Origin of the sequence: Sanguibacter sp. 25GB23B1, assembly GCF_040012415.1 — a bacterium.
Taxonomy (GTDB): Bacteria; Actinomycetota; Actinomycetes; order Actinomycetales; family Cellulomonadaceae; genus Sanguibacter.
In genome coordinates this window covers 72,749-96,636 of the sequence record NZ_JBDYKL010000014.1, presented here as the reverse complement: position 1 = coordinate 96,636, position 23,888 = coordinate 72,749, and the positions used below count along the sequence as shown (strand labels likewise).

Genomic DNA, 23,888 nt, shown 5'->3' with positions numbered 1-23,888 from the left:
CCCCCCCCCCCCCCCCCCCCCCCCCCCCCCGGGTCCACCACCACAGCCCACGCGTGAGCGAGCGAGGACAGCATGCAGACACCGGACACCCACCAGAAGGTCATCAGCGGCATCGGCGTGAGCCCCGGCCGGGCGAGCGGCGTCGTCGTCGGGATGCCTGACTCGGTGCCGGAACCGCCACCGGGCCAGCGGCTGGGTGCGGGCGAGGACGTCGAGACGGCTGTCGCACGCATCGCCGCGGCGTCGATGGAGGTGCAGGACTCCCTCGAGCGTGCTGCAGCCCGGGCTCGCGGCGAGGCCCGCGAGGTGCTCCAGACGACCGCCCTCATGGCGGCGGACCCCACCCTCGTGACGAACGCCCAGGACCGGGTCCGGGAGCTGGGCCTCGACCCGGCGTGCGCGGTCTGGCAGGCGACGGGGACCGTGGTCGACCAGCTCACGGCGCTCGGCGGCTACATGGCTGAGCGTGCGGGCGACGTCATGGACGTCCGCAACCGGATCGTCGCCGTGCTCACCGGTCGCCCGGCGCCCGGGGTCCCGGACCCCGGCCACCCGTTCGTCCTGCTCGCCCGTGACCTCGCACCGGCAGACACCGCGACCCTTGACCCGGAGCACGTCCTCGCGATCGTCCTCGTCGAGGGCGGGCCCACCTCGCACACCGCGATCCTCGCCCGGTCGCTCGGCATCCCCGCCGTCGTCGGCCTCGGCGACGGGACCGGTCTCGTGCCCGGCGCGCACGTCCTCGTCGACGGCGTGACCGGCTCCGTCACGCTCGACCCCACCGACGCGCAGGTGACCCGCGCCGCCGAGCTCTCCGCGCGCGTCCGCACCTTCGACGGGTCAGGGCGCACGCGCGACGGCCACCCCGTCCCGCTCCTCGCGAACATCGCCCGGCCTGACGGCGCGCAGACGGCCGCCGACCTCGGCGCCGAGGGAGTCGGGCTGTTCCGCACGGAGTTCTGCTTCCTCGACCGCGAGGACGCGCCCTCGATCGCCGAGCAGGTGGAGCAGTACCGCCAGGTGCTCCACGCGTTCCCCGGGAAGAAGGTCGTGGTCCGCACGCTCGACGCCGGGGCGGACAAGCCCCTGCCGTTCCTCACGAACAAGGACGAGCCCAACCCCGCCCTGGGCATCCGCGGCCTGCGCACCGCGGTCCGCAACCCCCAGGTGCTCGACGACCAGCTCACCGCGATCGCCCAGGCGACCGCGGCGGAGGACGCCGACGTGTGGGTCATGGCGCCGATGGTCTCGACCCCGGCCGAGACCCGCACCTTCGTCGAGCGCTGCGCCGCCCACGGCATCTCGACCGCCGGCGTGATGGTCGAGGTGCCGAGCGCCGCGCTCCAGTCGGGGTCGATCCTCGCGCACGCCGCCTTCGCGAGCATCGGCACGAACGACCTCACCCAGTACGCGATGGCCGCCGACCGCATGCTCGGCGACCTCGCGGTGCTCTCGACACCCTGGCAGCCCGCTGTCCTCCAGCTCGTCGCCGCGACCTGCGACGGCGGCACGGCGCACGGCAAGCCCGTGGGCGTCTGCGGAGAGGCCGCCGCCGACCCGGCCCTCGCCCCGGTCCTCGTGGGGCTCGGCGTCGCGACCCTCTCCATGACGGCCCGCGCCCTGCCTGACGTCGCGGCCGTCCTCGCCACCGTGACCCTCGACGAGTGTCGGCAGCTCGCGCGCACCGCGCTCGCCGCCGACGGTCCCGAGGAGGCCCGCGACGCCGTGCGCGCCGAGCTCGGCATCCTCGTCGACCTCGGGCTGTAGGTTCGCCCGGTCGAGCCCCACCGAGGTGCCGGTCGCCCGCGATACCCTCGATCGAGGCGCCCTGCCTGCGAGAACGAGGAGTCGACGATGCGACGGATGCCGCTGGTCGTCTCCGGGGTGCTCAGCCTCGGGCTGGCGTTCCTCGCCACGGCGTGCTCCGACCAGGCGGTGCCCGAGGGCGAGCGGACCGACCTCCCGACCCTGAGCGCGACGGAGACCGTCCCGGGCGCGTGGGACGACGTCGCGTTCGCGGGGTCCGCGCTCGCCCAGGCGCTCGACGGTCGGCCGGAGCATGCCTCGGTCGGGTTGGACGACACGGGTGGTGGGCTGGTCCTCTACTGGCACGGTGAGCCGCCGGCCGCCGAGCTCGCCGCGCTCGCGAGCACGTACCCGGACGTCAGCGTGGAGGTCCGGACGACCGACTACCTCCCGGGCGACCTGCGTGTGCTGGCGAGCGAGCTCCTGAGCGCGGAGCAGAGCGCGGGGGTCGGCATGGTGGCCGTGCGCAACGACGGGTCCGGGCTCGACGTCGGCGTGCACCCGGACCGCACCAGCGAGACGCCCGACGAGATCGCGACGCGGCTCACGGCATCCACCGGCGTTCCGGTCGCCGTCACCCCGGACGCGCCCGTGCCGGCCATGTGACCAGCGCTCGTGGGCTAGGCCCGCCCGGTCGCGCTGGGACCGAACGGCCCGCCTCCGGCGAAAGCGTGAGCGGCGAAGCGCTCGGCGATGCGGCGGTGCGTGTCCGCGTCCGGGTGCAGCACGTCCGGAAGCGGCAGCTCTTCCGTGTCGGTCTCGCCGTAGAGCTCGCGGCCGTCGAGGTAGAACAGAGCCTGATCGTCGGTGGCGCGCTGCGCGACGATCCGGGCGAGCTCGTCGCGGATCACGCCGAGCGTGAGCTTCCCGCCCGCGCGCTCCGCCGGGTCACCGGTGGCACGGAAGAGCAGCCGCCCGGTGGAGAAGTCCGGGACGCCCGGACCCGGTGTGTCCTCGTGGATCGGGCACAGGATCGACGACACCACGAGCAGCGGCGTGCTCGGGTGGCCCTCACGGATCGTGTCGAGGAAGCCGTGGACGGCGGACGTGAACGCGCGCAGGCGCATGACGTCGAGGTTGACGATGTTGATGCCGATCTTCACGCTCACGAGGTCGGCCGGGGTGTCCCGCATCGCTCGCGCCGTGAAAGCGTCGAGGAGGGCGCTGCCGCTGAATCCGAGATTGACGAGCTCGACGCCGCCGTGCGCGGCAGCGAGCGCCGGCCACGTCGCCGTGGGGCTCGCGGCGTTCGTGCCGTGGCTGATCGAGCTGCCGTGGTGCAGCCACACCGGGCGACCGCGGTCTCGTGCCGGCTCGACCGGAGCATCGGTCCGGAGAGCGACGAGCTCGGTGGTCTCGTTGTGGGGCAACCAGATCTCCACGTCCTTCGCGCCGTCGGGCAGGCCTGTGAACCGGGCAGTGCCGACAGGGCCGGGCTCGTGGGTCACGACGCCGGTCGTCATGTCGAGGGTGCGGGTCCGGCCACGGGGCACGCTCGCCTGGGCGACGAGGCTCCCGTCGACGAGGAGGTCGTACACCCCGGCCGGCAGCGGGGGAGCGCCCGCGTACACCTGCTTGGTGGGCAGCACGTCCAGCTCGACCGTCGTGGCTGCGGTGCGGAACGCGAGCCGAACGCCGGACGGCTGGGACTCGGCCATCGCCAGCTGGCCGTCGGTGTTCTGGCCACGCGCCCACGCCGGCAGGCGGTGCGGGAGCACGCCGTGCTCGGTGGGCTCCAGGTCGAGCGCTCCGTGCACGAGGGCGGCGGTGATCGGCGTGGCGCGCAGCGACGGGGTGCCGAGCGGCGTGGTCATGCTGTGGGCCAGGTGCGCAGCAGGGCGTCGAGCGCGTCGAGGATCCGCAGCCAGGACTCCTGTGCGGTGGGTGCACTGTGGCTGAAGCTCCCCGCGAGCTCGAGGCTGACGTAGCCGTGCACCACGCTCCCGAGCAGCCGGACGGCGTGCGTCTCGTCCGCCTCCGTCAACGTGTACTCCCGGAGCATCGCGCGGGTCATCTGCGAGTGCCGTGGGCCGGCGCTCGCGGCGGCGGTGGTGGGGTCCAGCGGGAGCCGCGCGGCGGCGTAGCGCCCGGGGTGCGCGACGGCGTAGTCGCGGTAGACGTCGGCGAACGCGGCCAGCGCCTGCTTGCCGGAGCGTCCTGCCAGCGCGGCGGCGAGGTTCTCGGCCAGCTCGTCGAGGGCGAGCAGAGCGATGAGCGTCTTGAGGTCGTCGGAGCTCTTGACGTGCGAGTAGAGGCTCGGGACGCTGACGTCGAAGCCCCGGGCGAGCGCCGTGACCGTGACCTTGTCGAAGCCCACCTCGTCGGCGAGATCTGCGCCGGCCCGAGCCAGCCGTTCTCTCGTGAGTCCTGCGCGCGCCATCATGAGCATCTCCTCGTCGTCCGGAACGACCGTAGCACATGACCTAATGTCCTTAGGCAAAAGCCAATGATGTATAGGGGAGGGTGCGCAGGCGGTGCCGGATGTGCCCCGCCGGGCCGGGGGTGGTCGTGGCCGCCCGTCCTGCTCAGTGCGGGGCGAGCCGCCCGACGAGGGACTGTGCCGCCGCAGTGACGAGGCTGCGGTCGTAGGTCACGACGAACTCGAACTCGCGCTCGCGGTCCGGCCCGGCGTCCCCGAGGTCGCGCGCCATGAGCGCCGCCGACTCGTGCGCGCCGAGCACCACGACGGTCCACTCGGACGCCAGCGGGTCCTGCGGGTCGAGAACACCACCGCGCACACCGGGCGCGGGAGACATCGGCATGTTGATGCCGAGGACGCCGACGAACGGCAGGTGGCGGCCCATCGCGACGTACCGTTCGGTCGTCGCCGGGCTGAAGAACCGGGAGTGCTCGAACGCCGCGAGCAGGAGCGGCGGCACCTGCGAGTGCATCGCCATGAGCTCGAGGGCGTGCGACTGTGCGAGGAGGAGGTGCTTCGGTGCGCGCCGGACGCGTCGCGCCCGGCCGAGGAGCTCGTACGGGGTGGCGCGCATGGCGGCGCCGTTGGGGGTGGCCCGGAACCGGGCGGGCTGCGAGGTGGACTCCTCGAACCGCCGCTCTCCGCGCCCCCAGTACCAGCCTTGGCCGAGGGTCGCGCCGAGGACGAGCGCGCGCGTGAGGTCGCGTGACGTCTCGATGCCCTCCGCCACGACCTCGGCACCGGACTCCTCGGCGTACGCCCGCACGGCACCGGCGACGGTCTGGGTGGCGACGTCGGTCGCGGAGCGCAGGAGGCGCAGGTCGAGCTTGACGACCTCGGGGCGCAGGAGCGGGATGAACGCGAGCGACTCAGGCTCGACCCCGACGTCGTCGAGAGCGATCGCGCAACCGACCTCTCGCAGGCGCTCGGCCCCGGCGAGCACGCCGGCGAGGTCGGCGGCCAGGGCGCGCTCGGTGATCTCGACGACCACCTGGACGTGCGGGGCGCGGTTCGCGATCGTCTCGAGGACGACCTCGAGGCGCTCGGTGAGCGTGGTGGGCTCGACGTTGACGAAGAGGGTGACGGGTCGACCGTTCGAGAGCGCGTTCGCGTCGGCCAGCGACGCCCGCAGCGAGGCCTGCTCGAGATCGGCGAGGAGGCCGCTGGCGCGCGCGGCGTCGAGCAGGACGATGGGGGAGGCCCAGCGGGTGTTGGCAGGACCTCGCAGCAGGGCCTCGTGCGCGAGCACCTCGCCGGTGTCGAGGTCGACGAAGGGTTGGTAGACGCAGTGGAGCTCACCCTCCGCGATGATCGTCGCGAGGGCGGACTCGGAGCGTCCCGGTGTCACGGGTGCGGGGGCGGAGGTCGCGGTGGGCACGTCTAGAGAATCGACCGCGGGGTGCCGCACCTGCGCGGTGGGTCCCGTTTTCACCCGGTGGTGGGACGAGGTCCGGGTCTCATCCTTCGGCGGCGATATACTCCGCCAGCGCGTCGAGGGAGGCCTGGGCGTCGGCGTCGTCGTTCTCGGTGGCGAGGACCACGTCGTCGCCCAGCGATGCTCCCAGGGTCATGACGGCGAGGATGCTGTTGCTCGCGACCGGGTCCTTGCCGTCCTTGCGGATGGTGACCGTCGCGGGCTGGGCGCCGGCGAGCTTGACGAAGAGGGCGGCGGGTCGGGCGTGCAGCCCTTCCGGGATCCCGACGGTGACATGACGCTCGAGCACAGCGACCTCCATAGGTCTACGACGACTGGTCTGGACCACCCTAGCGTGACGTCGGCGCCCGGTACATGGACAGAGGTCCCGAGTGTCGGATCCGTCTCGACCTATTGACTTTCGACATATTGGCATCGAACATCGATGCATGGATCAGATCTCGACCACCGCCGCCCGCACAGCACTGACCGTTCTCCTCCTGGGCTCGGTGCTCGCCCAGGCGCTCCTCCCACAGCTCGCGGCAGAGCTGGGCGGGGGAGACGACGAGGTTGCGCACCTCGTGATCCCCTATGCGGTAGCGGGGGTCGTCGCGATCGTCTGCGTCCAGGCCGCGCTCGTCGCCGTGTGGCAGCTCCTGACGCTGGTGAGCCGGGACGAGATCCTCACGGTCAGGTCCCTCCAGCGGGTGGACGCCCTCAGGGTGCTCCTGGGTCTCGGGGCGGCCGTCGCAGCGGGACCGATGGTCCACCTGCTCGGCGTCGTCGGGGTCGGCGGACCCGGTGTGGTCCTCGCGCTGGCGGCATGCCTCGTGTGCGGCGTCACGACCGTGCTGCTCCTGGGTGTCGCGCGCCAGGTGCTCGAGCGTGCCGTCGCGAACCACCGCGCGCTCGACGCGGTCGAGCGTCCGGGGGATCCCGCGGTCCGCCGCTAGTCCCGGCCGACCTTCGCGACCGTGAGCAAGATGACCGCGTCCTGCTGCGCCTCGAGCGCGTGACGCACCCGCGGCACGACGAGGAGCGCGCCCGTCGACCCCTCCCATGCGTCCGCACCGGCGGTCAGGACGACGCGTCCCTGCAGCACCTGCACCGTCGCCTCCCCGGGGCTCTCGTGCTCCTCCAGCCGGGTCCCCTGCGTCATCGCGATGAGGGTCTGGCGCAGGACGTGCTCGTGACCGCCGTAGACGGTCTGTGCACTCCGTCCGTTCGACGACCCGCGGGCCGTCTCGAGGGCGTTGCGACCGATTGCCGTGAGCGAGAACTTCTCCATGGCCCCACTCTCGCAGAGATCGGTGGGACGGCACCCGGGGGCGCGGGCCGACCTCCTAGTCGAGGAGCCCGATCCCGTACCCGAGGAACGCGAGGGCCCCGACGACCACGACGGCGCCGATGCCGCCGAGCCACGCCCACTGGGTCCACCGGGCCGGCGCACCCTCTCCGTGCCCCTGGACGGCGCTCACCGAGCTCTCCCCGGGAGGCGTCTCCCCGGGCTGGACGTTCCCGCTCGGGTCAGCGCCGGGCATCTGGGTGGGGTCCGGGTCGGGGTTGCGAGCTTCTGGGCTCATGGCTGTCCTTCGGCTCTGGGTGGTTCGGCTGCCACGTCCTGACGGCTCGTTCTCACCCTAGGCTCGCCCCAGGAGCCCGCAAGCGGGGAGAGAGGCGTCAGCCGAGCGGCGGGGTCGAGTCGCGGAGGATGACCTCGCCGTCGACCGGGACGATGCGCGGCTCGTCCTTCGCCGGTGCGAGGGCGAGCTCGGTGACGATCGCGCCCATGTCGGCGAGGGGCAGCCGGATGGTCGTGAGCGACGGCGTGATGTCGCGCAGCGTGAGGATGTCGTCGAAGCCGGCGATGGCGACGTCGCCGGGGACGCTCAGCCCGCCCGCGCGGGCGGCGGCCATGGCGCCGACCGCCATGACGTCGTTGACGGCGAAGACGAGCTCGACGTCGGCCAGCGCCCCGGTGGCCACGAGCTCGGTCATCCCGTCGTAGCCGCCGTCGCGGGTGAACGGCCCCCGGAGCACCAGCTCGGGGGCGACCGGTGCGCCGAGAACCTCGAGCGCGTCCCGGAAGCCCTCGAAGCGGTCTCGGGCGGTGAGGTGGCCTTCCGGTCCGGCGAGCACGGCGAAGCGGCGGTACCCGAGGCCGTGCAGGCGGCGCGCGAGCTCGCTCGTGCTCGTGCGGTTCTCGATGGTCACGGTGTCGACGCCGAGCAGCGGCTGGCCGATGACGGCGACCCCGCCACCCCGGGACCGGTACTCGGCGAGCGCGTCCGCAAGCTTGCGGTTCGCCGCGTCGTCGTCGAACCGGCCGCCGGCGACGATGATCGCGCGGGCGCGCTGGCGCTGCATGAGCTCGACGAACGCGAGCTCGCGGACCGTGTCACGGTCGGTGCTCGCGAGGGTCACGACGAGACCGGCACGCTCGGCAGCGCTGGTCACGCCGGACGCGATCGTCGAGAAGTAGGGGTCGGCGATGTCGTGGACGATGAGGCCGAGGGCAGTGGTGCGGCCGCGCGCCATCGCCTGGGCGTTCGCGTCGGGGGAGTAGCGCAGCCGCTCGGCTGCGGCGAGGACGCGCTCCCGCAGGTCGGAGCGCACGGTCCGGTTGGCGCTGCCGTTGATCGCTCGCGACGCCGTCGCGAGCGACACACCTGCTTCACGTGCGACGTCGCTGAGGGTCACGGTCATGACCCTCATCCTAGGGGCGACTCAGGCGGCGACGAGAGGACCTGCGATCGCGAGCGCTGCGCGGGCAGCGGCGTCGAAGAGCCAGCGCTCGGGGTCGGCCTGCGCGGCCTCGGGGGAGCCGGCGATCGCGTTGAGCTCGCAGTGCCACGTGCCGCGGTCGTCGAGGAGGTGGGAGTCGGTGATCGCCGCCGCGACGATCGCCGTGCGCAGGTGGTCGCGCAGGGTGCCGGTCGCGGCAAGACCGAGCGCCTCGCCGGCCGCCGTGCGGACGAGGCTCGTCGCGTCGAAGAGTCGTTCTCCGGTGAGGAGCACGTCGGCCCCGGCGAGCAGGCCGGTGAGCCCGAGGAGCTGAGCGACGTATTCGGGACCGGGCACGATCCTGGCCTTCCACGCGACCGTGAAGCCGTAGGCGGCTCCGCCGGCAGCGCCGGAGCCGGGGGCGTCCGGTGCTCCACCGAGAACTCCGGCGAAGCGGGACAGGCCGTACTCCAGCCGCGCGACGTCCTCGGGGGACGCGCCCTTGTGGGGGGCGAAGGAGCTCGCGGCGCCGCGCAGGCCGAGGAGCGGGTTGTCGACGTCGGTGAGGAGGGTGACGCCACCGAGGGGCGCGGGGCGCAGGTCGGTCATGTCGGCGAACATGAGGTGGGACAGGGCGCCGCCGCCGTCCTCGAGCCGCTCGCCGGTCTCGTCGAGGAGGTGCAGGCCGAGGGCCGCGAGGGCACCGGCGCCGCCGTCGGTGGATGCCGAGCCGCCGAGGGAGATGACGAGGGACGTCGCTCCGGCGTCTAGAGCGGACGCGATGACCTGGCCGAGGCCTCGGGTCGAGGCGCGCAGGGCGTCCGGCTCGACCATGAGCGAGAGGCCCGCGACCTGGGCGAGGTCGACCACGGCCGACCCGTCGGGGAGCGCGAGCCAGCGGCCGGTGACGGGTCGTCCGTCCGGACCGCTGCACCCGGGGACGTCGTGGAAGGTGGCGCCGGGGACGGCGCGGGCGATGACGTCGAGCGTCCCGACGCCGCCGTTCGCCATCGGTGCCGCGAGGAGCTCGTCGGTCGGCCGTACCGAGGCCCAGCCGCGTGCCAGTGCGTCGGCGGCGCGCAGCGCGTCCAACGTTCCGGTGAACGCGTCGGGGGCGATGACGATGCGCATGCGGTGTGCTCCTCGCGCTCTGACCGGGGCTTCACCCCATGACATCAGTCTTTGTCGGCAGGGCACAGGCGATCATGAGCGTTTGGTCGCGGTATCTTATGGAACGTCCGTCTGTTTTCACCCGCTGCGGACGGGATTGTTCACATACCGCCGGTAAAGTGAGGTTCACATACCGCCGGTAAAGTCAGCCTGTCGCCAGGCCTCGTACACGACGATCGACGCGCTCGACGTGAGGTTGAGCGACCGCCGGCTCGGGAGCATCGGGATCTTCACCTCGTCCGTGATCCGCTCGTGGTGGAGGACGGCGTCGTCGAGACCGGTCGGCTCGGGACCGAAGAGCAGGATGTCCGTCGGCTCGTACGCGATGTCCGTGTAGCGCGTCGTCGCCTTCGTCGTGAAGGCGAAGACGCGCGCCCCCGGGCGGCTCGCGAGCAGGTCCTCGAGGTCGGGGTGCACGACGACGTGGGCGAGGTCGTGATAGTCCAGCCCGGCCCGGCGGAGCTTGGGCTCCGAGAGGTCGAAGCCCAGCGGCTCCACGAGGTGCAGCGGCGCCCCGGTCACGGCCGCGAGCCGGATGGCGTTCCCCGTGTTCTGAGGGATCCGCGGCTCGTGGAACGCGATCATCGGCAGCGTGGCGGCCGGCGGTTCGGTGCTGTCGGGTGCGGGGGTGTCGATCGGTGCGTCAGTCACCGGTGCATTGTCCCCCGCGGCTACGCCGCGACGTCCGCCGTCGTCGCGCGGTGGACCCGGCTCCGCCACGTCAGGAGCGTCGCACCGACCGCTGCCGCAGCGACGGAACCGACGAGCACGGCCGCCTTGACCGCCTCCCCGTTCACCGTCCCGGCCTCGAACGACAGCTCTCCGATGAGGAGGGACACGGTGAAGCCGACACCGCCCACGCACGCGACGGCGAGCAGGTCGAGCCAGCGCAGCGACGCGTCGAGAGACGCCTTCGTGAACGACACGAGCAACCACGTCGCGAGAAGGATGCCCGCGGGCTTGCCGACGACGAGCCCGAGGAACACGCCCTGCGCGGTCGGGTTGCTCGCCGCGTCCGCGAGGGCGGACGGGCTCATGACGACGCCCGCGGCGAAGAGAGCGAACACCGGGACGGCGAAACCCGCGGACACGGGGCGCCAGATGTGCTCGTAGCGCTCGGCGATGCTCTGCTCCTCTCCGGACCGCGCCAGGGCGGGGACGGCGAAGCCGAGGAGCACGCCGGCGATCGTCGCGTGGATGCCCGACGCGTGCATGAGACCCCAGGCGACGACGGCGAGCGGGACGAGCAGCCACGGCGAGCCGCCGCCGTGACGGCGGGCGACGACGCCGAACACGACGATCGTGGCGAGGGCCGCGCCCAGCCAGAGGAGGCTCGTGCCCGCCGTGTAGAAGATCGCGATGACGACGATGCCCAGGAGGTCGTCGACGACCGCGAGAGTGAGGAGGAACGCGCGCAGTGCCGTCGGCAGGCCCTTGCCGAACACGGTGAGGACCGCGACCGCGAACGCGATGTCGGTGGCGACCGGCACCGCCCAGCCGTTCGTGTCGCCCTGGGTGCTGAGCGTGTTGATGACGGTGTAGAGGACCGCCGGGACGGCCATGCCGCCGACCGCGGCGAGGATCGGGACGATCGCGGTCGCCGGCCGACGGAGCTCGCCGTCGACCATCTCCCGCTTGAGCTCGAGGCCGACGACGAAGAAGAAGATCGCCAGCAGACCGTCCGTCGCCCACTGCGCGACCGTCAGGTCGAGGTGCAGTGCCGCGGGCCCGAAGGTCAGGGCGCTCAGCTCACGGTACGACTCGCTGAAGGGCGAGTTCGCCCAGACGAGCGCCACCACCGCCCCCACGAGCAGCAGGACCGCCCCCGTGTTCTCGGCCCTGAGGTTGTCCGTGAAGTTCCGCAGCCCACCGGGCGTCAGTCCGCCGAGGATGTTCTTGGAGGAGGTGCTCATCAGGGTCCTTCAGGTGTCTCGTGCCGGGTCTGGTTCTCGATGAACGCCTGGACGACGGCCGTGTCCTGGTCGCCGAGGCCGGCTGCGGTGAGGTCGGTGAAGATCGTGCGCAACGTGTCGAGCTGGGGTGTGGCGGTGCCGGTGCGCTCCGCCTCGTCGGTCGCGAACGTCAGGTCCTTGACCATGAAGCGGGCGGCGCCCGACGGGCTGTGGTCGTGCTCGGCGAAGCGCTTCTTCTTCACGTCGAGTATCCGGCTGCCGGCGAAGCCTAGCCCCAGCAGGTCGAGGAGCGCAGCCACGTCGAGCCCCGCGCGCTCGGCGAGGACGCTCGCCTCGCCGAGCGCCACGACGGTCGCGGCCACGATCATCTGGTTGCAGGCCTTGGCGATCTGCCCGGCTCCCAGGGGTCCGAGATGGACGCTCACCCCGGTCGGTGCGAGGACGTCGCACGCGATCGCCGCGTCGGCGCTCTCCCCGCCGACCATCACGGAGAGCCTGCCCTCGCGGGCACCCTCCTCCCCGCCGCTCACCGGAGCGTCGACGAGGCGCGCGAGACCACCGGTGCGCTCGCGGACCTCTGCGTCGAGGGTGCGGACGCCCTCGGGCGAGACGGTGGAGCAGATGACGACGAGGGTGGGGGACCGGACGCCCGCGAGCAGCCCCTGCGGACCGTCGAGCAGTGCCCGCACGTCAGGCAGGTCGGGGAGCATGAGCACGATCACGTCGCTGGCCTCGGCGACCGAGCGCGCGCTCTCGTGCCACACGGCGCCGCGCGCGACGAGCGGCTGCGCGGACCCGGGCCGGCGTGCCGTGACGTGCAGCCGGGCGCCGGCCGGGAGTGCTTCGAGCAGGTGACCCGCCATGGGGGCACCCATGACGCCCAGACCGATGAAGCCACGCTGGAGCGGGGCGCAGTGAGCCCGGTCGGCCGGCTCTGCCGGCCTGACGTCCGGGCTGCAGCCGGGGGTGCCGTCGGCGTTCATCGGACGGCGGGTGCGTCGAGCGCGAGGCCGAGGCTCGCGCGTGCGATGGCGAGCCGCGTCCGGACGTCCGCGCCGGAGCGCGGCGCCGAGACCTTCGCGCCGACGTACAGGGGCTGGTCCTGGTGCGGGTGCTCGCCGGCTGCGGCGAGCGTCGCGCTCGTCGTGGCCTGAGTGAGCAGGGAGCCGGACGAGGCCGCGAGCGCCGGGTCCGGTGAGTGGGCGGGGATGTGCGCGTCTCGCCAGGGGGCGCCCCACGGGGTCTCGACGTCGGACGCTCCGGAGAAGATCACGGCGCGCAGGCGGCCTGCGTCGGCGGCGGCCCGGGTGTGCTCGACCGGGGTCGTGGCCGAGCGTCCCTCGATCGCCGAGCGACCCCAGTTGATGCCGATGCCGACGGACCGGGGCAGGTCCCGGACGATGGCGAGCTCGTCGTCGAGGGTGAAGAAGCCCTTTGCCGCGGCCTGGCCGGGGACGGCAGCGTCGCAGTGCTCGACGAGCACCTGTGCGCCGGCGAGGTCCCACGCGAGGATCTCCTCGAAGGACCGGGCGAGGGCGTCGAGCGAGCCGAGGTCCGGGCCGGGCGCAGTGTGCACCTCGATCGCGGTGATGCGCGGACGCCCGGAGGCGTCCGCGAGGGAGTGGGCGAGGTCGCGGACCGCAGCGACGTCGGCGACGGCCCTGCGACGTGCGTCGTCGTCGGTGGACGCGAGCCCGTAGGCAGGCAGCGTGGCCAGGTGCGTCATGACGCGCGGGATGCAGGTGACCACCAGGTCCCAGCGAGGCTGGACGTGGCGGGTGATCCAGGGGAGCTCGATGCGCGGTGAGCCGGTCGGGAGCAGGGGGAGCTCGAGGGCGTCGATGCGGTGGCCCCCGGCTGTCGTCAGCTCGGCGAGGCCCTCGTAGAACGCCGCCTCTGCTCGCCCGGCGTCCTCGTCGGGCGAGGGGCTGAGCGCGTAGGCGCCGAGCGTGGCGCGTGGCGTTGCGGCGGTCGACGTCGTCGTCATGGTTCCTCCGGTGCTCTGTTGGGCCCGCTGCTCCGAGTGTCACGGATCAGCGTCGATCGGGTGTTCTCCGTGCTGCAGGGTTGACCCGGAGCACGGGATAACGTTAACTCAGTTCCACACAACGGAACACAGTTCCATATTTTTCAACCGACAGAGATGTCGGTACCGCCGGACTACGAGGTTCGGTGACCAGGAGTCGGCTCGACGAAGACGACGACTCAGCTCACCTGCGTGAGCCGAACGAAGGAGTGACACATGAAGCGGAACAAGGCCGTTTCGATTCTCGCGGTGGGATGCGTCTCGACGCTGGCGATGTCCCTCGCTGCTTGCAGCTCGGACGACAGCGCGGGCGGCGGAGGTACGACCACGTTCAAGATCGCCTTCAACCAGACCGAGACCCACCCCCAGTACCTGGCCCTCGAGGCCATGGCCGAGCGGATCAACGAGGAGACGGACGGCCGCTACGACCTCGAGATCTTCCCCAACGAGACCCTCGGCAGCCAGAAGGACACCATCGAGCTCGTCCAGGCCGGCTCGATCGACTTCTCCATGGTCGCCGGCTCGCTCCTCGAGAACTTCAACCCCGACTTCGTGGTCTTCAACCTGCCCTACACGTTCGACAGCCAGGAGCACCAGCGCACCACGGTGAACGACCCGGAGATCACAGGCGACCTCTTCGCCTCGATCGAGGACAAGGACATCTCCGTCCTCGCCGGGTTCCACGGCGGCGTCCGCAGCGTCTACAACTCCGAGAAGCCCATCAACACGCCCGAGGACCTCAAGGGCATGAAGATCCGCGTCATCGAGTCAGACACCAACCTCTCGATGATGGAAGCCATGGGCGGCTCCGGCACCCCGATGGGCCAGGGCGAGGTCTACACCGCCATCCAGTCCGGTGTCCTCAACGGCGCCGAGAACAACGAGTCCATCTACGCGAACCTCAAGCACGCCGAGATCGCGAAGTACTACTCCTACACGCGCCACCTCATGTTCCCCGACTACCTCATCGTCAACCCCGAGACGATGGCCGACCTCTCCGAGGAGGACCGCGCGGTCTTCACCGAGGCGATCACCGCCGCCATCGACGAGGAGGCCGAGCTCTGGACCGCCGAGGTCACCAAGAGCACGGAGACGGCCGAGGCCGCCGGCGCCGAGTTCAACGAGGTCGATGCCGACGCGTTCCGCGAAGCCCTCGAGCCCCTCGTCGACGAGAAGCTCACGAACGACGTCACCCAGGGCATCTACGACAAGGTCCGCGCCGCGGCTGAGTGACCGATCGACACCCGAAGAGGTCCAGTCTCATGAAAACAGTCAAGTCAGTCCTCGACAGCGCCCTCGCATGGTTCTGCGTGGTGCTGTTCGCGGTGCTCGTCGTCGTCGTCGCATGGCAGGTGTTCTCCCGTCAGGTGCTCGACAGCCCGAGCGGTTGGTCCGAGGAGCTCGCGAAGTACGTCTTCATCTGGCTGGGCCTCTTCGGGTCCGCCCTGGTGTTCGGCGAACGTGGCCACATCCTCGTCGACTTCGCCGTCAACAAGCTCCCCGCTCGCGTGCAGTGGGTCGTCGCGATCCTCATGCAGCTCGTGATCCTCGCGTTCGCCGCACTCGTCCTCGTGTACGGCGGCTGGAGCGTCGCCCAGCTCTCGTGGGACCAGTCGCTCGCCGGCCTGCCCGTGAGCGTCGGCCCGCTCTACCTCGCACTGCCCATCTCGGGCGTGCTCACCTGCTTCTACACCATCTACCACCTGGTTGCGATCCTCGTCGGCGCTGAGAGCGCTGTCGAGGAACCCGAGCCGGACGTCCTTTAAGGAGGGGGCGCACTCATGGACGTCGCAACTCTCGCAGCAGTCATCCTCGTGGTCGGAGTCTTCGGGCTCCTTCTCCTCGGAGCCCCCATCAGCGTGGCGGTCGGTCTGTCCTCCGGCCTCGCCATGGTCTCCGCTCTCGGTTTCGAGAACGGGATGCTCACCTCGGCCCAGCAGATGTTCCGAGGCATCAACTCGTTCTCCCTGCTCGCCATCCCGTTCTTCGTCCTCGCGGGCGTGATCATGAACAACGGCGGCATAGCACTACGGCTCATCAACGCGGCCAAGGTGCTCGTCGGGCGGATGCCGGGCTCGCTCGCCCAGACGAACGTCGCAGCCAACGCGCTGTTCGGTGCAGTCAGCGGCTCCGCGGTCGCCGCCGTCGCGGCAGTCGGATCGACCATGGCCCCGCTCCAGGCGAAGGAGGGCTACGACCGCAACTTCGCGGCCGCGACCAACATCGCGTCCGCACCGGCCGGCATGCTCATCCCACCGAGCAACCTCATGATCGTCTACTCCCTCGTGTCCAGCACCTCGATCGCGGCACTCTTCGTCGCCGGGTACATCCCCGGGATCCTCTGGGCCGGCGCCTGCATGGTGATCGTCTACCTCTACGCACGCAAGCGCCCCGAGCTGAAGATCACGGAGATGCCCTCCTGGGGTGCCCGCGCCAAGATCCTGCTCGACGCGCTCCCTGCGCTCGCGCTCATCGTCATCGTCATCGGCGGCATCCTCCTCGGATACTTCACGCCGACCGAAGCGTCGTGCATCGCGGTCGTCTACTCGCTCGTGCTGTCGTTCGTCTACCGCACCGTGAAGATCGGGGACCTCAAGCCGATCTTCCTCGACTCGGCCCGCACCACGGCGATCGTCATGTTCCTCATCGGCGTCTCGTCGATCATGTCGTGGGTCATGTCGTTCGCGAAGATCCCCGGGATGGTCGCCGACGCGATGTTCGCGGTCAGCGACAACCCGACGGTCGTCCTCCTTCTCATCGCGGTCGTCATGCTCGTCGTCGGGTGCTTCATGGACCCGACGCCGGCCGTGCTGATCTTCGCGCCGATCTTCCTGCCGATCGTCATGAGCTTCGGGGTGGACCCCGTCCACTTCGGGATCGTCATGGTCTTCAACCTCTGCATCGGCACGATCACCCCTCCCGTCGGTCCAGTCCTGTTCGTCGGGGCGAAGGTCGCGAAGCTGCGCATCGAAGAGGTCGTCCGGCAGCTGGTGCCGTTCTTCGTCGCGCTCGTCGTGATGTTCCTCTTCGTCCTCTTCGTGCCAGAGCTCTCGCTGTGGCTGCCCGGGGTCCTCGACCTGCACCAGCCCTGACCCGTCCCTCGCCCGGGCCTGCCGCCTGCACCACGCGCCCGGCCCGGACACCCCTCATCAGCACTCCAGAACCACACGAAAGGACCCTCATGGAACAGCGGTACGCCACGAGCCCCGAGCACGTCCCCGGGATGGACACTGCGGAGCTCCGCAGGCGCTATCTCGTCCAGGACCTCTTCGTCGACGACGAGGTCAACGCGGTGTACACGCACCACGACCGCGTCGTCCTCGTCGGCGTCAGGCCCGTCACCGGCCCGCTGACACTGCCGACGTTCCCCGAGATCCGCAGCGAGTTCTTCCTCGAGCACCGCGAGGCCGGGATCGTCAACGTCGGAGGGGCCGGGACAGTGACCGTCGACGGCACCGTCCACACCCTCACCACGGGCTCCTGCCTGTACGTGGGTCGCGGTGCGCAGGACGTCGTCCTCGCATCGAGCGACCCGGCCGGCGACGCAGGGCCCGCAGCGTTCTACCTGGTCTCCGCGCCCGCGCACACCGCCTACCCGACGACCCTCGTCGAGGCCGGCCAGGGGAACATCCGCGAGCTGGGCGACGCGCTGACGTCGAACCGCCGCACCCTCAACCAGTACATCCACGAGAACGGCGTCAAGAGCTGCCAGATCGTCATGGGTGTCACCACGCTCCACCCGGGAAGCATGTGGAACACGATGCCGGCCCACACGCACGACCGCCGGATGGAGGCCTACCTCTACTTCGACCTCCCCGCCGACGCGAGGATCATCCACATCCTGGGCGAGCCGACCGAGACGCGACACCTCGTCGTCGGGAACCGGGAAGCCATCATCTCGCCGAGCTGGTCCGTGCACTCCGGCGTCGGATCCGCCAGCTACTCGTTCGTGTGGGCGATGGCCGGGGAGAATCAGTCCTTCGACGACATGGATGGCTTCGCCATCGCAGACATGCGCTGACCACTGACGGTCTGCGCGGAACGGAACACGACGATGACCACGCAGACCAGTGGCAGCGGCACGACGAGCACGCCCACGACGAGCGGACGGGGCACGACGGTGGAGACCTCCGCCGTAGCCGCGGCCGGCGCGAGCGCGAAGACTCTCCTCGTCCTCGAGGCAGCCTTCACGCACTCCCGGTTCACCGACATCGTCGAGGCGACCGGGCTCGCCAAGGCGACCACCCACCGCATCCTCGCGACGCTCATCGACCGGCAGTTCATCGCGGTCGACGCGGACGGCGGGTACCTCCCTGGTCCCAAGATCCTGTCGCTCGCCGGCCGAGCGCTCGAACGCGTCGACGTGCGAGCGATCGCACAGCCCTTCGTGGACGCGCTCGTCGAGAAGGTCCACTGCACCGTCCACGTCGGGATCGCGAACGGCGACGAGATCCTCTACCTCGTCCGGACCGACTCCGACAAGCCCTACCAGATGCCGTCGAGGGTGGGGCACTCGATCCCCATGCACTCCTCGGGCATCGGCAAGGCGATCCTCTCGACGTACTCGGACGACGCGCTCGAGCGGTTCGTCGCCCGGGCCGGTCTGCCGCGTCGCACGGAGCGCACCATCACGACGATCGAGGCGCTGCGCGCCGAGCTCGACGACGTCCGCAGGCTCGGCTACGCGTGCGACCGCGAGGAGAACGTCCCCGGGGTCGCGTGCGTCGCCGCACCGATCAGCGACCACACCGGCACCGTCCGGTACGGCCTGAGCATCTCGACCATCACGCTCGAGCACACCGAAGACCAGATCGAAGCCATGCACGGCGACGCGATCGCTTCCGCGAACGCGATCTCCGCAGCACTGGGGTACAACCCGCACTGACGCCCGGCGCACCGCCGGGCGCACACAGGAAAGAGCAAGCAGCCATGTCGACGAACGTCATCAGCCCCGCCAGCTTCACAGAGAGCCTCTTCAGCCTGGAAGGGCGCCTCGCCGTCGTGACCGGAGCCAACCAGGGCATCGGCCTCGCGATCGCGGGCACGCTCGCCAGCGCGGGAGCGGACATCATCGGCGTCAGCTACGCGATGCCGGAGGGGGAGAGCGAGGTGCGCACCGCCGTCGAGGCAGCCGGGCGGACCTTCACCGCGATCCAGACCGACTTCTCCGACCGGGCCGCCGTCGCCGAGCTCGCCGCGGACCTCTCCGCCCGCCCGGTGGACATCCTCGTCAACAATGGTGGCACCATCAAGCGCACCCCGGCCGCCCAGCACTCCGACGAGGACTTCGACTACGTCATGGACGTCAACCTGCGCACCGCGTGGGTCCTCTCCCGCGAGGTCGGCCGCTCGATGATCGAGCGAGGCCACGGCAAGATCGTCAACACCGCCTCCATGCTCTCCTTCCAGGGTGGCATCAACGTCCCCGGGTACACCGCCTCGAAGTCCGCGGTCGCCGGCCTGACGAAGGCGCTCGCGAACGAGTGGGCCGCAGCAGGGCTCAACGTCAACGCGGTCGCCCCCGGCTATGTCGCCACGGCGAACACCGAGGCCATCCGCGGCGACGCAGAGCGCAGCGAGTCGATCCTCGCGCGCATCCCCGCCGGCCGGTGGGCCCTGGCGTCCGACATCGCGGGTGCGGTGCTCTTCCTGTCCTCGCCCGCCGCCGACTACGTCAACGGTGCGATCCTGCCCGTCGACGGCGGCTGGCTCGCGCGCTGACGACCGACCTCCCCACGACCGCCGACCACCGAGAGGTCCTCCCCATGCGCATCACCATCACCGACTGCGACCACGACTCGTTCGCCGACGAGATCGCGGTCACGGACGCGGCAGGCGCCGAGCTCGTCGTCGCCCAGTCCCGCAGCGCCGCCGAGATCATCGCGAGCTGTGCGGGCGCCGACGGCATCCTCGTCCAGTACGCGTCCATCACGGCGGAGGTGATGGACGGGCTGCCCGACCTCAAGGTGGTCGGCCGCTACGGCGTCGGCGTCGACTCGGTCGACATCCCGGCGGCCACAGCCCGCGGCATCGCCGTGTGCAACGTGCCGGACTACGGCACCGAGGCCGTCTCGGACCACGCGCTCGGTCTGACCCTCGCGGTCGCCCGCGGCATCCCGCGGCTCGACCGTGGCGTGCGGGCCGGCAGCTTCGACCTCGCGGTCGTGCGCCCGCTCTACCAGACCGGGGCGCGGGTGTTCGGTGTCATCGGCGTCGGGCTCATCGGCACGGCGACCGCCCGCAAGGCGGCCGGCCTCGGCTACGAGGTCATCGGGTACGACGTCCGCGCCGAGCCCGGCGCCGAGACCTTCCACGGCGTGCGCTCGGTGAGCCTCGTCGAGCTGCTCGAACGGTCCCAGGTCGTGTCCATGCACACACCGCTCACCGACGAGACGCGCGGCATGATCGGCGCCACAGAGCTCGCAGCAATGCGGTCGGACGCGATCATCGTCAACACGAGCCGCGGGGGAGTCATCGACACCGAGGCGCTGGTCGACGCGCTGCGCGCAGGCACGATCGCAGGCGCGGGCATCGACGTCCACGAGACCGAGCCCGTCCCGACCGACCACCCCCTCCTCGACCTCGACAACGTCGTCCTCACGCCGCACCTCGCCTGGTACTCCGAGGAGTCCTACACCGAGCTCAAGCGCCGCACGGTGGAGAACGTCGTCGAGGTCTGCGCGGGGCGCGCGCCCCGCAACATCGTCAACCCCGAGGTCCTCGGGGCACCCGGGCGCAACAGCGCGTGCGCCACCCTCGCCACCAGCACAGGAGCATGAGATGACCACGATGAAGGCGGCGGTCTGGACCGCGACGGACACCATCTCGATCGACGACGTACCGCTCCCGGTCGTCCCCGACGGATGGGCGCTCGTCAAGGTCGCCTACAACGGCATCTGCGGTACCGACCTGTCGATCTACCACGGCAAGCACCCACGGGCCGCGCACGGTCTCATCCCCGGCCACGAGATCTCCGGCTGGATCGAAACGCCGGGAGCGACCGGCCTCGAGGTCGGTACCCTCGTCGTCGTCGAGCCGCTCATCTCGTGCGGCACGTGCTTGTCCTGCACGAGCGGCAACGCCCACGTGTGCAGCCGGCTCGGCCTCTACGGCATCGACACCCCGGGGGGGATGGCACCCTACGTCGCGCTGCCCCCCGAGGTCCTCCACGCCGTGCCCACAGGCGTCGACGCCCGCACGGCCGCGCTCGCCGAGCCGCTCGCCGTCGCAGTGCACGCCGTCGCACGGTCCGGCATGCAGCCCGGCGACACCGTCGCCGTCTTCGGTGCCGGCCCCATCGGGATCCTCACCGCCCTCGTCGCCCGCCACGAGGGCGCGGGCACCGTGGTCATCACCGAGCCGAGCCCGTGGCGCCGCTCCGTCGCCGAGGAGCTCGGGTTCACCGTGGTCCCCGAGGGCTCGACGATGACGTCCGTGCTCGCCGACCTCACCGGCGGCGAGGGTGCGGACACGACCTTCGACTCCGCCGCCCACCCGTCGGTCGCCGGCGAGCTCACCGCCGCCACCCGCGTCCTGGGGCGCATCGTCATCGTCGGCGTCTACAAGCAGCCCACGCCCCTCGACCTCCAGGCCGTGTGCTTCAAGGAGCAGTCGATGGTGGGCGTGCGCGTCTACACGACGCCCGACGTCACGCGGGCCATCGAGCTCATCGCCTCCGGTGCTCTCGACCTGGACACGTTCCCCACCAAGGCCTTCATGGTCGACGACGCCGTCGCAGCGTTCGCGGCCGCCACCACCGGACAGGACTGCCTCAAGGTCCTCGTCACCCCCCTCGACGGACAGGCAGACGCATGAGCAACGCATTCGACCTCACCGGACGGACGGCGGCCGTCACCGGCGGCGGTCGCGGACTCGGACAGGGAATCACCACGGCACTGCTCGAGGCAGGCGCGGACGTCGTCGTCTTCGGTCGCAGCGGCATCCCCGCCGAGCTCACGGCCCGTGCCGAGAGCCTCGGGCGCCAGGTGCACTTCTACGCCCTCGACCTCTCGAGCCCCGCGCAGATCGACTCCGTGGCCCGGGCGGTCCTCGCCGAGCACCAGGTCGACATCCTCGTGAACAACGCCGGTACGCAGGACCGCCACCCAGCCGTCGACTTCCCGCTCGACGCCTGGGACGAGGTCATCAACGTCAACCTCCGCGCCGTCTTCCAGCTCTGCCAGCTCTTCGGCCGGCCGATGCTCGAGCGCGGCGAGGGCAAGGTCATCAACCTCGCGTCGCTCCTCAGCTTCCAGGGCGGACTGACCGTCCCCGCGTACGCGGCGAGCAAGGGCGCGGTCGCGCAGCTCACGAAGGCGCTGTGCAACGAATGGTCCGGCAAGGGCGTCAACGTCAACGCCGTGGCCCCCGGGTACATGGCGACCGACATGAACGCGGCCCTGCTCGCCGACCCGGTGCGCCTCGAGCAGCTCTCCGTGCGCATCCCAGCAGGCCGTTGGGGCACACCGGAGGACATCGGCAACGTCGTCGTCTTCCTGGCTTCCCCCGCCGCGGCCTACGTGCACGGCCAGGTCCTGGCGGTCGACGGCGGCTGGCTCGCCCGTTGACCGTGCACGACGCACCTCAGGACTACGTCGTCGGGCTCTCGAGCGACATCGCCGCTCCCGACGGCTCGACGATCTTCGGGGACGTGGGACTCGAGCGGCTCACCGCTGCCGGGCTCCGGTGGGAGGTCATGCCGCCCCTCGCGGGCGACTCCCCGACGCCCGAGGAGATCGCCCCGTACGACGCGATCCTGTCCTTCGGGCACTGGTCCTTCTCCCGTGAGCTCGTCGCGGCCTCGCCCCGGCTCAAGCACGTGGCCCGGCACGGCGCCGGCCACGACGGGATCGACCTCGACGGACTCGCCGCGGAGGGCGTCACCGTCACCAACGCGCCCGACGGCGTCCGCCGGCCCCTCGCGCTCGCGGCCCTCACGCTCCTGCTCGCGCTCAGCCACAAGCTCGTCCAGAACCAGCGCCTCGCCACCGACGGTCGCTGGGACGCGCGCGGCGAGGAGCGCGGTCTGGGAGTGACGGGCCGGACCATCGGGATCATCGGCCTCGGCCAGGTAGGAGCCGACCTCGCGTGCCTCGTCGCACCGCTGGGTGTCACGCTCATCGCTCTCGACCGCCCCTCTGCGCGGCAACGGGCAGCCGAGCTCGGCGTGGAGCTCGTCTCCCTCGAGGAGCTCGCAGCCCGGTCCGACTACGTGGTCGTCACGGCGTCGCTCACCCCGTCGTCACGACACACGGTCGACGCCGCGTTCCTCGCACTCATGCGACCGGAGTCCTACATCATCAACGTCGCGCGCGGACCGCTCGTCGACCAGGCGGCGCTCACCCTCGCGCTGCAGGAGGGGCGGATCGCCGGCGCCGGCCTCGACGTCCTCGACGTCGAGCCGCCCGCGTCGGACGAGCCGCTCCTCCACATGGACAACGTCATCGTCACCCCGCACTCGCTGTGCTGGACCGCGGAGTTCGTCCGCGACGTCTCGACGAGCGTCATGGAGTCGCTCGTCGACGTCGCTCGCGGACGGCATCCCCAGCACGCCCTCAATCAGCCGGTGGCCCGCAGGCCCACCGCACACGTCCCGCCTCGCACACCAGGAGACCCCGCATGACAGACCTCATGACAGACCTCATGACAGACCTCACCGGACGCCGCGCCCTCGTCACCGGCGGTGGCACGGGCATCGGCAAGGAGATCGCGCTGCAGCTCGCGCGTGCAGGCGCCGACGTCGTCGTCACCTACCGCAGCCACGACGGTGCGGAGGTCGCCGCCGAGATCACCGGTCTCGGCCGCCGCGGTGCGGCGTTCGCCCTCGACGCGACCGACAGCGCGGCCGTGGACGAGGTCGTGGCACAGGCCGCCGAGGCGCTCGGTGGCGGCATCGACATCGTCGTCAACAACGCGGGAGGACTCGTCGGGCGCGTCCCGCTCGCAGAGATGACGGACGAGCACTGGCGCTCCGTCATCGACGTCAACCTCACCTCGGCCTTCTACGTCACCCGCGCTGCCCTGCGCGTCATGCCCGACGGCGGTCGCATCGTGACGATCGGCTCGCAGGCAGGTCAGAACGGCGGCGGCGCAGGAGCGGTCGCGTACGCGGCGTCGAAGTCCGCCGTCGAGGGCTTCACCCGCGGTCTGGCCAAGGAGCTCGGTTCGCGTGGCATCACCGTCAACGCGATCGCCCCGGGCTTCATCGCGGACACCCCGTTCCACGCGACCTTCACGCCGGAGGCCGGACAGAGGGCGGCAGTCGCCGGCACGCCGGTCGGTCGCGCCGGGTACCCGAGCGACGTCGCCGTCGCCACGCTCTTCCTCGTCTCCGAGCAGGCCTCCTTCCAGACGGGCACGCTCATGGACGTCAACGGTGGCAGCTGGTTCAGCTGACACGTCGCTCGCCGACGCGAG

The 23,888-nt window shown here is 71.3% G+C and carries 26 protein-coding genes; 14 read left to right on the top strand and 12 right to left on the bottom strand.

What is annotated here, in order from left to right:
- The first annotated feature begins 72 nt into the window (after positions 1-72).
- Both ptsP and ABKW26_RS10065 read left to right on the top strand, forming a co-directional pair.
- Positions 73-1,767 (top strand): phosphoenolpyruvate--protein phosphotransferase, encoded by a 1,695-nt coding sequence (gene ptsP, locus ABKW26_RS10070; RefSeq protein WP_348593260.1) that lies wholly within the window; start codon positions 73-75, stop codon positions 1,765-1,767.
- A gap of 87 nt (positions 1,768-1,854) precedes the next feature.
- Positions 1,855-2,412, top strand: a complete 558-nt coding sequence (locus ABKW26_RS10065; RefSeq protein ID WP_348593258.1) for a hypothetical protein — start codon at positions 1,855-1,857, stop codon at positions 2,410-2,412.
- A gap of 14 nt (positions 2,413-2,426) precedes the next feature.
- Here the strand turns inward: ABKW26_RS10065 and ABKW26_RS10060 are convergent, their stop codons facing one another.
- From ABKW26_RS10060 to ABKW26_RS10045, 4 genes are all read right to left on the bottom strand, one after another.
- Positions 2,427-3,620: an SGNH/GDSL hydrolase family protein gene (locus tag ABKW26_RS10060; protein ID WP_348593256.1), complete on the bottom strand. Its 1,194-nt coding sequence runs from the start codon at positions 3,618-3,620 to the stop codon at positions 2,427-2,429.
- Positions 3,617-4,189, bottom strand: a complete 573-nt coding sequence (locus ABKW26_RS10055; protein WP_348593254.1) for a WHG domain-containing protein — start codon at positions 4,187-4,189, stop codon at positions 3,617-3,619. Before ABKW26_RS10055 ends, ABKW26_RS10060 begins: the two co-directional genes overlap by 4 nt.
- 142 nt (positions 4,190-4,331) lie before the next feature.
- Positions 4,332-5,603, bottom strand: coding sequence for an EAL domain-containing protein (locus ABKW26_RS10050; protein ID WP_348593252.1), 1,272 nt, complete (start codon positions 5,601-5,603; stop codon positions 4,332-4,334).
- Between the two features lie 79 nt (positions 5,604-5,682).
- Positions 5,683-5,949, bottom strand: coding sequence for an HPr family phosphocarrier protein (locus ABKW26_RS10045; protein ID WP_348593250.1), 267 nt, complete (start codon positions 5,947-5,949; stop codon positions 5,683-5,685).
- Positions 5,950-6,088: 139 nt separating this feature from the next.
- Here ABKW26_RS10045 and ABKW26_RS10040 point away from each other — a divergent pair, with 139 nt between their 5' ends.
- Entirely contained in the window at positions 6,089-6,592 is a 504-nt protein-coding gene (locus ABKW26_RS10040) for a DUF2975 domain-containing protein (protein WP_348593248.1), read from the top strand.
- On the opposite strand, the gene ABKW26_RS10035 is transcribed toward ABKW26_RS10040, so the two are convergent.
- From ABKW26_RS10035 to ABKW26_RS10000, 8 genes are all read right to left on the bottom strand, one after another.
- Complete coding sequence (locus ABKW26_RS10035; RefSeq protein ID WP_348593246.1) at positions 6,589-6,927, bottom strand: cupin domain-containing protein; 339 nt, start codon at positions 6,925-6,927, stop codon at positions 6,589-6,591. The two genes, ABKW26_RS10040 and ABKW26_RS10035, sit on opposite strands and share 4 nt — an antisense overlap.
- A gap of 55 nt (positions 6,928-6,982) precedes the next feature.
- Positions 6,983-7,222, bottom strand: coding sequence for a DUF6480 family protein (locus ABKW26_RS10030; protein WP_348593244.1), 240 nt, complete (start codon positions 7,220-7,222; stop codon positions 6,983-6,985).
- Between the two features lie 97 nt (positions 7,223-7,319).
- Positions 7,320-8,345 (bottom strand): LacI family DNA-binding transcriptional regulator, encoded by a 1,026-nt coding sequence (locus ABKW26_RS10025; RefSeq protein WP_348593243.1) that lies wholly within the window; start codon positions 8,343-8,345, stop codon positions 7,320-7,322.
- Between the two features lie 21 nt (positions 8,346-8,366).
- A complete protein-coding gene (locus ABKW26_RS10020; protein WP_348593241.1) occupies positions 8,367-9,494 on the bottom strand; it encodes a glycerate kinase in 1,128 nt (375 codons plus the stop codon).
- Between the two features lie 165 nt (positions 9,495-9,659).
- A complete protein-coding gene (locus tag ABKW26_RS10015) occupies positions 9,660-10,118 on the bottom strand; it encodes a tRNA (cytidine(34)-2'-O)-methyltransferase (protein WP_348593264.1) in 459 nt (152 codons plus the stop codon).
- An 86-nt stretch (positions 10,119-10,204) separates the two neighbouring features.
- Entirely contained in the window at positions 10,205-11,446 is a 1,242-nt protein-coding gene (gene nhaA, locus ABKW26_RS10010; RefSeq protein ID WP_348593239.1) for a Na+/H+ antiporter NhaA, read from the bottom strand.
- Complete coding sequence (locus ABKW26_RS10005) at positions 11,446-12,429, bottom strand: NAD(P)-dependent oxidoreductase (RefSeq protein WP_348593238.1); 984 nt, start codon at positions 12,427-12,429, stop codon at positions 11,446-11,448. Before ABKW26_RS10005 ends, nhaA begins: the two co-directional genes overlap by 1 nt.
- Positions 12,426-13,433, bottom strand: a complete 1,008-nt coding sequence (locus ABKW26_RS10000) for a DUF4862 family protein (protein WP_348593236.1) — start codon at positions 13,431-13,433, stop codon at positions 12,426-12,428. Before ABKW26_RS10000 ends, ABKW26_RS10005 begins: the two co-directional genes overlap by 4 nt.
- A gap of 255 nt (positions 13,434-13,688) precedes the next feature.
- Here ABKW26_RS10000 and ABKW26_RS09995 point away from each other — a divergent pair, with 255 nt between their 5' ends.
- The 11 genes from ABKW26_RS09995 (at position 13,689) to ABKW26_RS09945 (ending at position 23,867) form a co-directional block, all read left to right on the top strand.
- A complete protein-coding gene (locus ABKW26_RS09995; RefSeq protein ID WP_348593234.1) occupies positions 13,689-14,705 on the top strand; it encodes a TRAP transporter substrate-binding protein in 1,017 nt (338 codons plus the stop codon).
- 29 nt (positions 14,706-14,734) lie between these two features.
- On the top strand, positions 14,735-15,238 hold the full coding sequence (locus ABKW26_RS09990) for a TRAP transporter small permease (protein ID WP_348593232.1): 504 nt from the start codon (positions 14,735-14,737) through the stop codon (positions 15,236-15,238).
- Between the two features lie 15 nt (positions 15,239-15,253).
- The gene (locus ABKW26_RS09985) at positions 15,254-16,564 is read left to right on the top strand and encodes a TRAP transporter large permease (RefSeq protein WP_348593231.1); all 1,311 of its coding nucleotides are present in this window, start codon (positions 15,254-15,256) and stop codon (positions 16,562-16,564) included.
- 89 nt (positions 16,565-16,653) lie between these two features.
- Entirely contained in the window at positions 16,654-17,493 is an 840-nt protein-coding gene (gene kduI, locus ABKW26_RS09980; RefSeq protein WP_348593229.1) for a 5-dehydro-4-deoxy-D-glucuronate isomerase, read from the top strand.
- A gap of 33 nt (positions 17,494-17,526) precedes the next feature.
- Positions 17,527-18,357, top strand: coding sequence for an IclR family transcriptional regulator (locus ABKW26_RS09975; protein WP_348593228.1), 831 nt, complete (start codon positions 17,527-17,529; stop codon positions 18,355-18,357).
- Positions 18,358-18,401: 44 nt separating this feature from the next.
- Positions 18,402-19,193 (top strand): SDR family oxidoreductase, encoded by a 792-nt coding sequence (locus ABKW26_RS09970; protein ID WP_348593226.1) that lies wholly within the window; start codon positions 18,402-18,404, stop codon positions 19,191-19,193.
- Between the two features lie 44 nt (positions 19,194-19,237).
- Positions 19,238-20,251 carry a C-terminal binding protein gene (locus ABKW26_RS09965; RefSeq protein WP_348593224.1) on the top strand — a complete coding sequence of 338 codons (1,014 nt, stop codon included), beginning with the start codon at positions 19,238-19,240 and terminating at the stop codon, positions 20,249-20,251.
- Between the two features lies 1 nt (position 20,252).
- On the top strand, positions 20,253-21,287 hold the full coding sequence (locus ABKW26_RS09960) for an alcohol dehydrogenase catalytic domain-containing protein (RefSeq protein WP_348593222.1): 1,035 nt from the start codon (positions 20,253-20,255) through the stop codon (positions 21,285-21,287).
- Positions 21,284-22,039: an SDR family oxidoreductase gene (locus ABKW26_RS09955; protein WP_348593220.1), complete on the top strand. Its 756-nt coding sequence runs from the start codon at positions 21,284-21,286 to the stop codon at positions 22,037-22,039. Before ABKW26_RS09960 ends, ABKW26_RS09955 begins: the two co-directional genes overlap by 4 nt.
- Positions 22,040-22,041: 2 nt before the next feature.
- Positions 22,042-23,094 (top strand): NAD(P)-dependent oxidoreductase, encoded by a 1,053-nt coding sequence (locus ABKW26_RS09950; protein WP_348593218.1) that lies wholly within the window; start codon positions 22,042-22,044, stop codon positions 23,092-23,094.
- Positions 23,091-23,867 carry an SDR family NAD(P)-dependent oxidoreductase gene (locus tag ABKW26_RS09945; protein WP_348593216.1) on the top strand — a complete coding sequence of 259 codons (777 nt, stop codon included), beginning with the start codon at positions 23,091-23,093 and terminating at the stop codon, positions 23,865-23,867. Before ABKW26_RS09950 ends, ABKW26_RS09945 begins: the two co-directional genes overlap by 4 nt.
- Positions 23,868-23,888 lie beyond the last annotated feature (21 nt).

What these genes read in the sequence shown, in the direction of transcription:
- ABKW26_RS10065 (WP_348593258.1), top strand. Translation starts at nt 1,855, where the DNA reads ATGCGACGGATGCCGCTGGTCGTCTCCGGGGTGCTCAGCCTCGGGCTG.
- ABKW26_RS09965 (WP_348593224.1), top strand. Translation starts at nt 19,238, where the DNA reads ATGCGCATCACCATCACCGACTGCGACCACGACTCGTTCGCCGACGAG.
- kduI (WP_348593229.1), top strand. Translation starts at nt 16,654, where the DNA reads ATGGAACAGCGGTACGCCACGAGCCCCGAGCACGTCCCCGGGATGGAC.
- ABKW26_RS09985 (WP_348593231.1), top strand. Translation starts at nt 15,254, where the DNA reads ATGGACGTCGCAACTCTCGCAGCAGTCATCCTCGTGGTCGGAGTCTTC.
- ABKW26_RS09945 (WP_348593216.1), top strand. Translation starts at nt 23,091, where the DNA reads ATGACAGACCTCATGACAGACCTCATGACAGACCTCACCGGACGCCGC.
- nhaA (WP_348593239.1), bottom strand. Translation starts at nt 11,446, where the DNA reads ATGAGCACCTCCTCCAAGAACATCCTCGGCGGACTGACGCCCGGTGGG.
- ABKW26_RS10060 (WP_348593256.1), bottom strand. Translation starts at nt 3,620, where the DNA reads ATGACCACGCCGCTCGGCACCCCGTCGCTGCGCGCCACGCCGATCACC.
- ABKW26_RS10000 (WP_348593236.1), bottom strand. Translation starts at nt 13,433, where the DNA reads ATGACGACGACGTCGACCGCCGCAACGCCACGCGCCACGCTCGGCGCC.
- ABKW26_RS10015 (WP_348593264.1), bottom strand. Translation starts at nt 10,118, where the DNA reads ATGATCGCGTTCCACGAGCCGCGGATCCCTCAGAACACGGGGAACGCC.
- ABKW26_RS09990 (WP_348593232.1), top strand. Translation starts at nt 14,735, where the DNA reads ATGAAAACAGTCAAGTCAGTCCTCGACAGCGCCCTCGCATGGTTCTGC.
- ABKW26_RS10025 (WP_348593243.1), bottom strand. Translation starts at nt 8,345, where the DNA reads ATGACCGTGACCCTCAGCGACGTCGCACGTGAAGCAGGTGTGTCGCTC.
- ABKW26_RS09975 (WP_348593228.1), top strand. Translation starts at nt 17,527, where the DNA reads ATGACCACGCAGACCAGTGGCAGCGGCACGACGAGCACGCCCACGACG.
- ABKW26_RS10035 (WP_348593246.1), bottom strand. Translation starts at nt 6,927, where the DNA reads ATGGAGAAGTTCTCGCTCACGGCAATCGGTCGCAACGCCCTCGAGACG.
- ABKW26_RS09995 (WP_348593234.1), top strand. Translation starts at nt 13,689, where the DNA reads ATGAAGCGGAACAAGGCCGTTTCGATTCTCGCGGTGGGATGCGTCTCG.
- ABKW26_RS09970 (WP_348593226.1), top strand. Translation starts at nt 18,402, where the DNA reads ATGTCGACGAACGTCATCAGCCCCGCCAGCTTCACAGAGAGCCTCTTC.
- ABKW26_RS10040 (WP_348593248.1), top strand. Translation starts at nt 6,089, where the DNA reads ATGGATCAGATCTCGACCACCGCCGCCCGCACAGCACTGACCGTTCTC.
- ABKW26_RS10055 (WP_348593254.1), bottom strand. Translation starts at nt 4,189, where the DNA reads ATGATGGCGCGCGCAGGACTCACGAGAGAACGGCTGGCTCGGGCCGGC.
- ABKW26_RS09955 (WP_348593220.1), top strand. Translation starts at nt 21,284, where the DNA reads ATGAGCAACGCATTCGACCTCACCGGACGGACGGCGGCCGTCACCGGC.
- ABKW26_RS10030 (WP_348593244.1), bottom strand. Translation starts at nt 7,222, where the DNA reads ATGAGCCCAGAAGCTCGCAACCCCGACCCGGACCCCACCCAGATGCCC.
- ptsP (WP_348593260.1), top strand. Translation starts at nt 73, where the DNA reads ATGCAGACACCGGACACCCACCAGAAGGTCATCAGCGGCATCGGCGTG.
- ABKW26_RS09960 (WP_348593222.1), top strand. Translation starts at nt 20,253, where the DNA reads ATGACCACGATGAAGGCGGCGGTCTGGACCGCGACGGACACCATCTCG.
- ABKW26_RS10020 (WP_348593241.1), bottom strand. Translation starts at nt 9,494, where the DNA reads ATGCGCATCGTCATCGCCCCCGACGCGTTCACCGGAACGTTGGACGCG.
- ABKW26_RS10005 (WP_348593238.1), bottom strand. Translation starts at nt 12,429, where the DNA reads ATGAACGCCGACGGCACCCCCGGCTGCAGCCCGGACGTCAGGCCGGCA.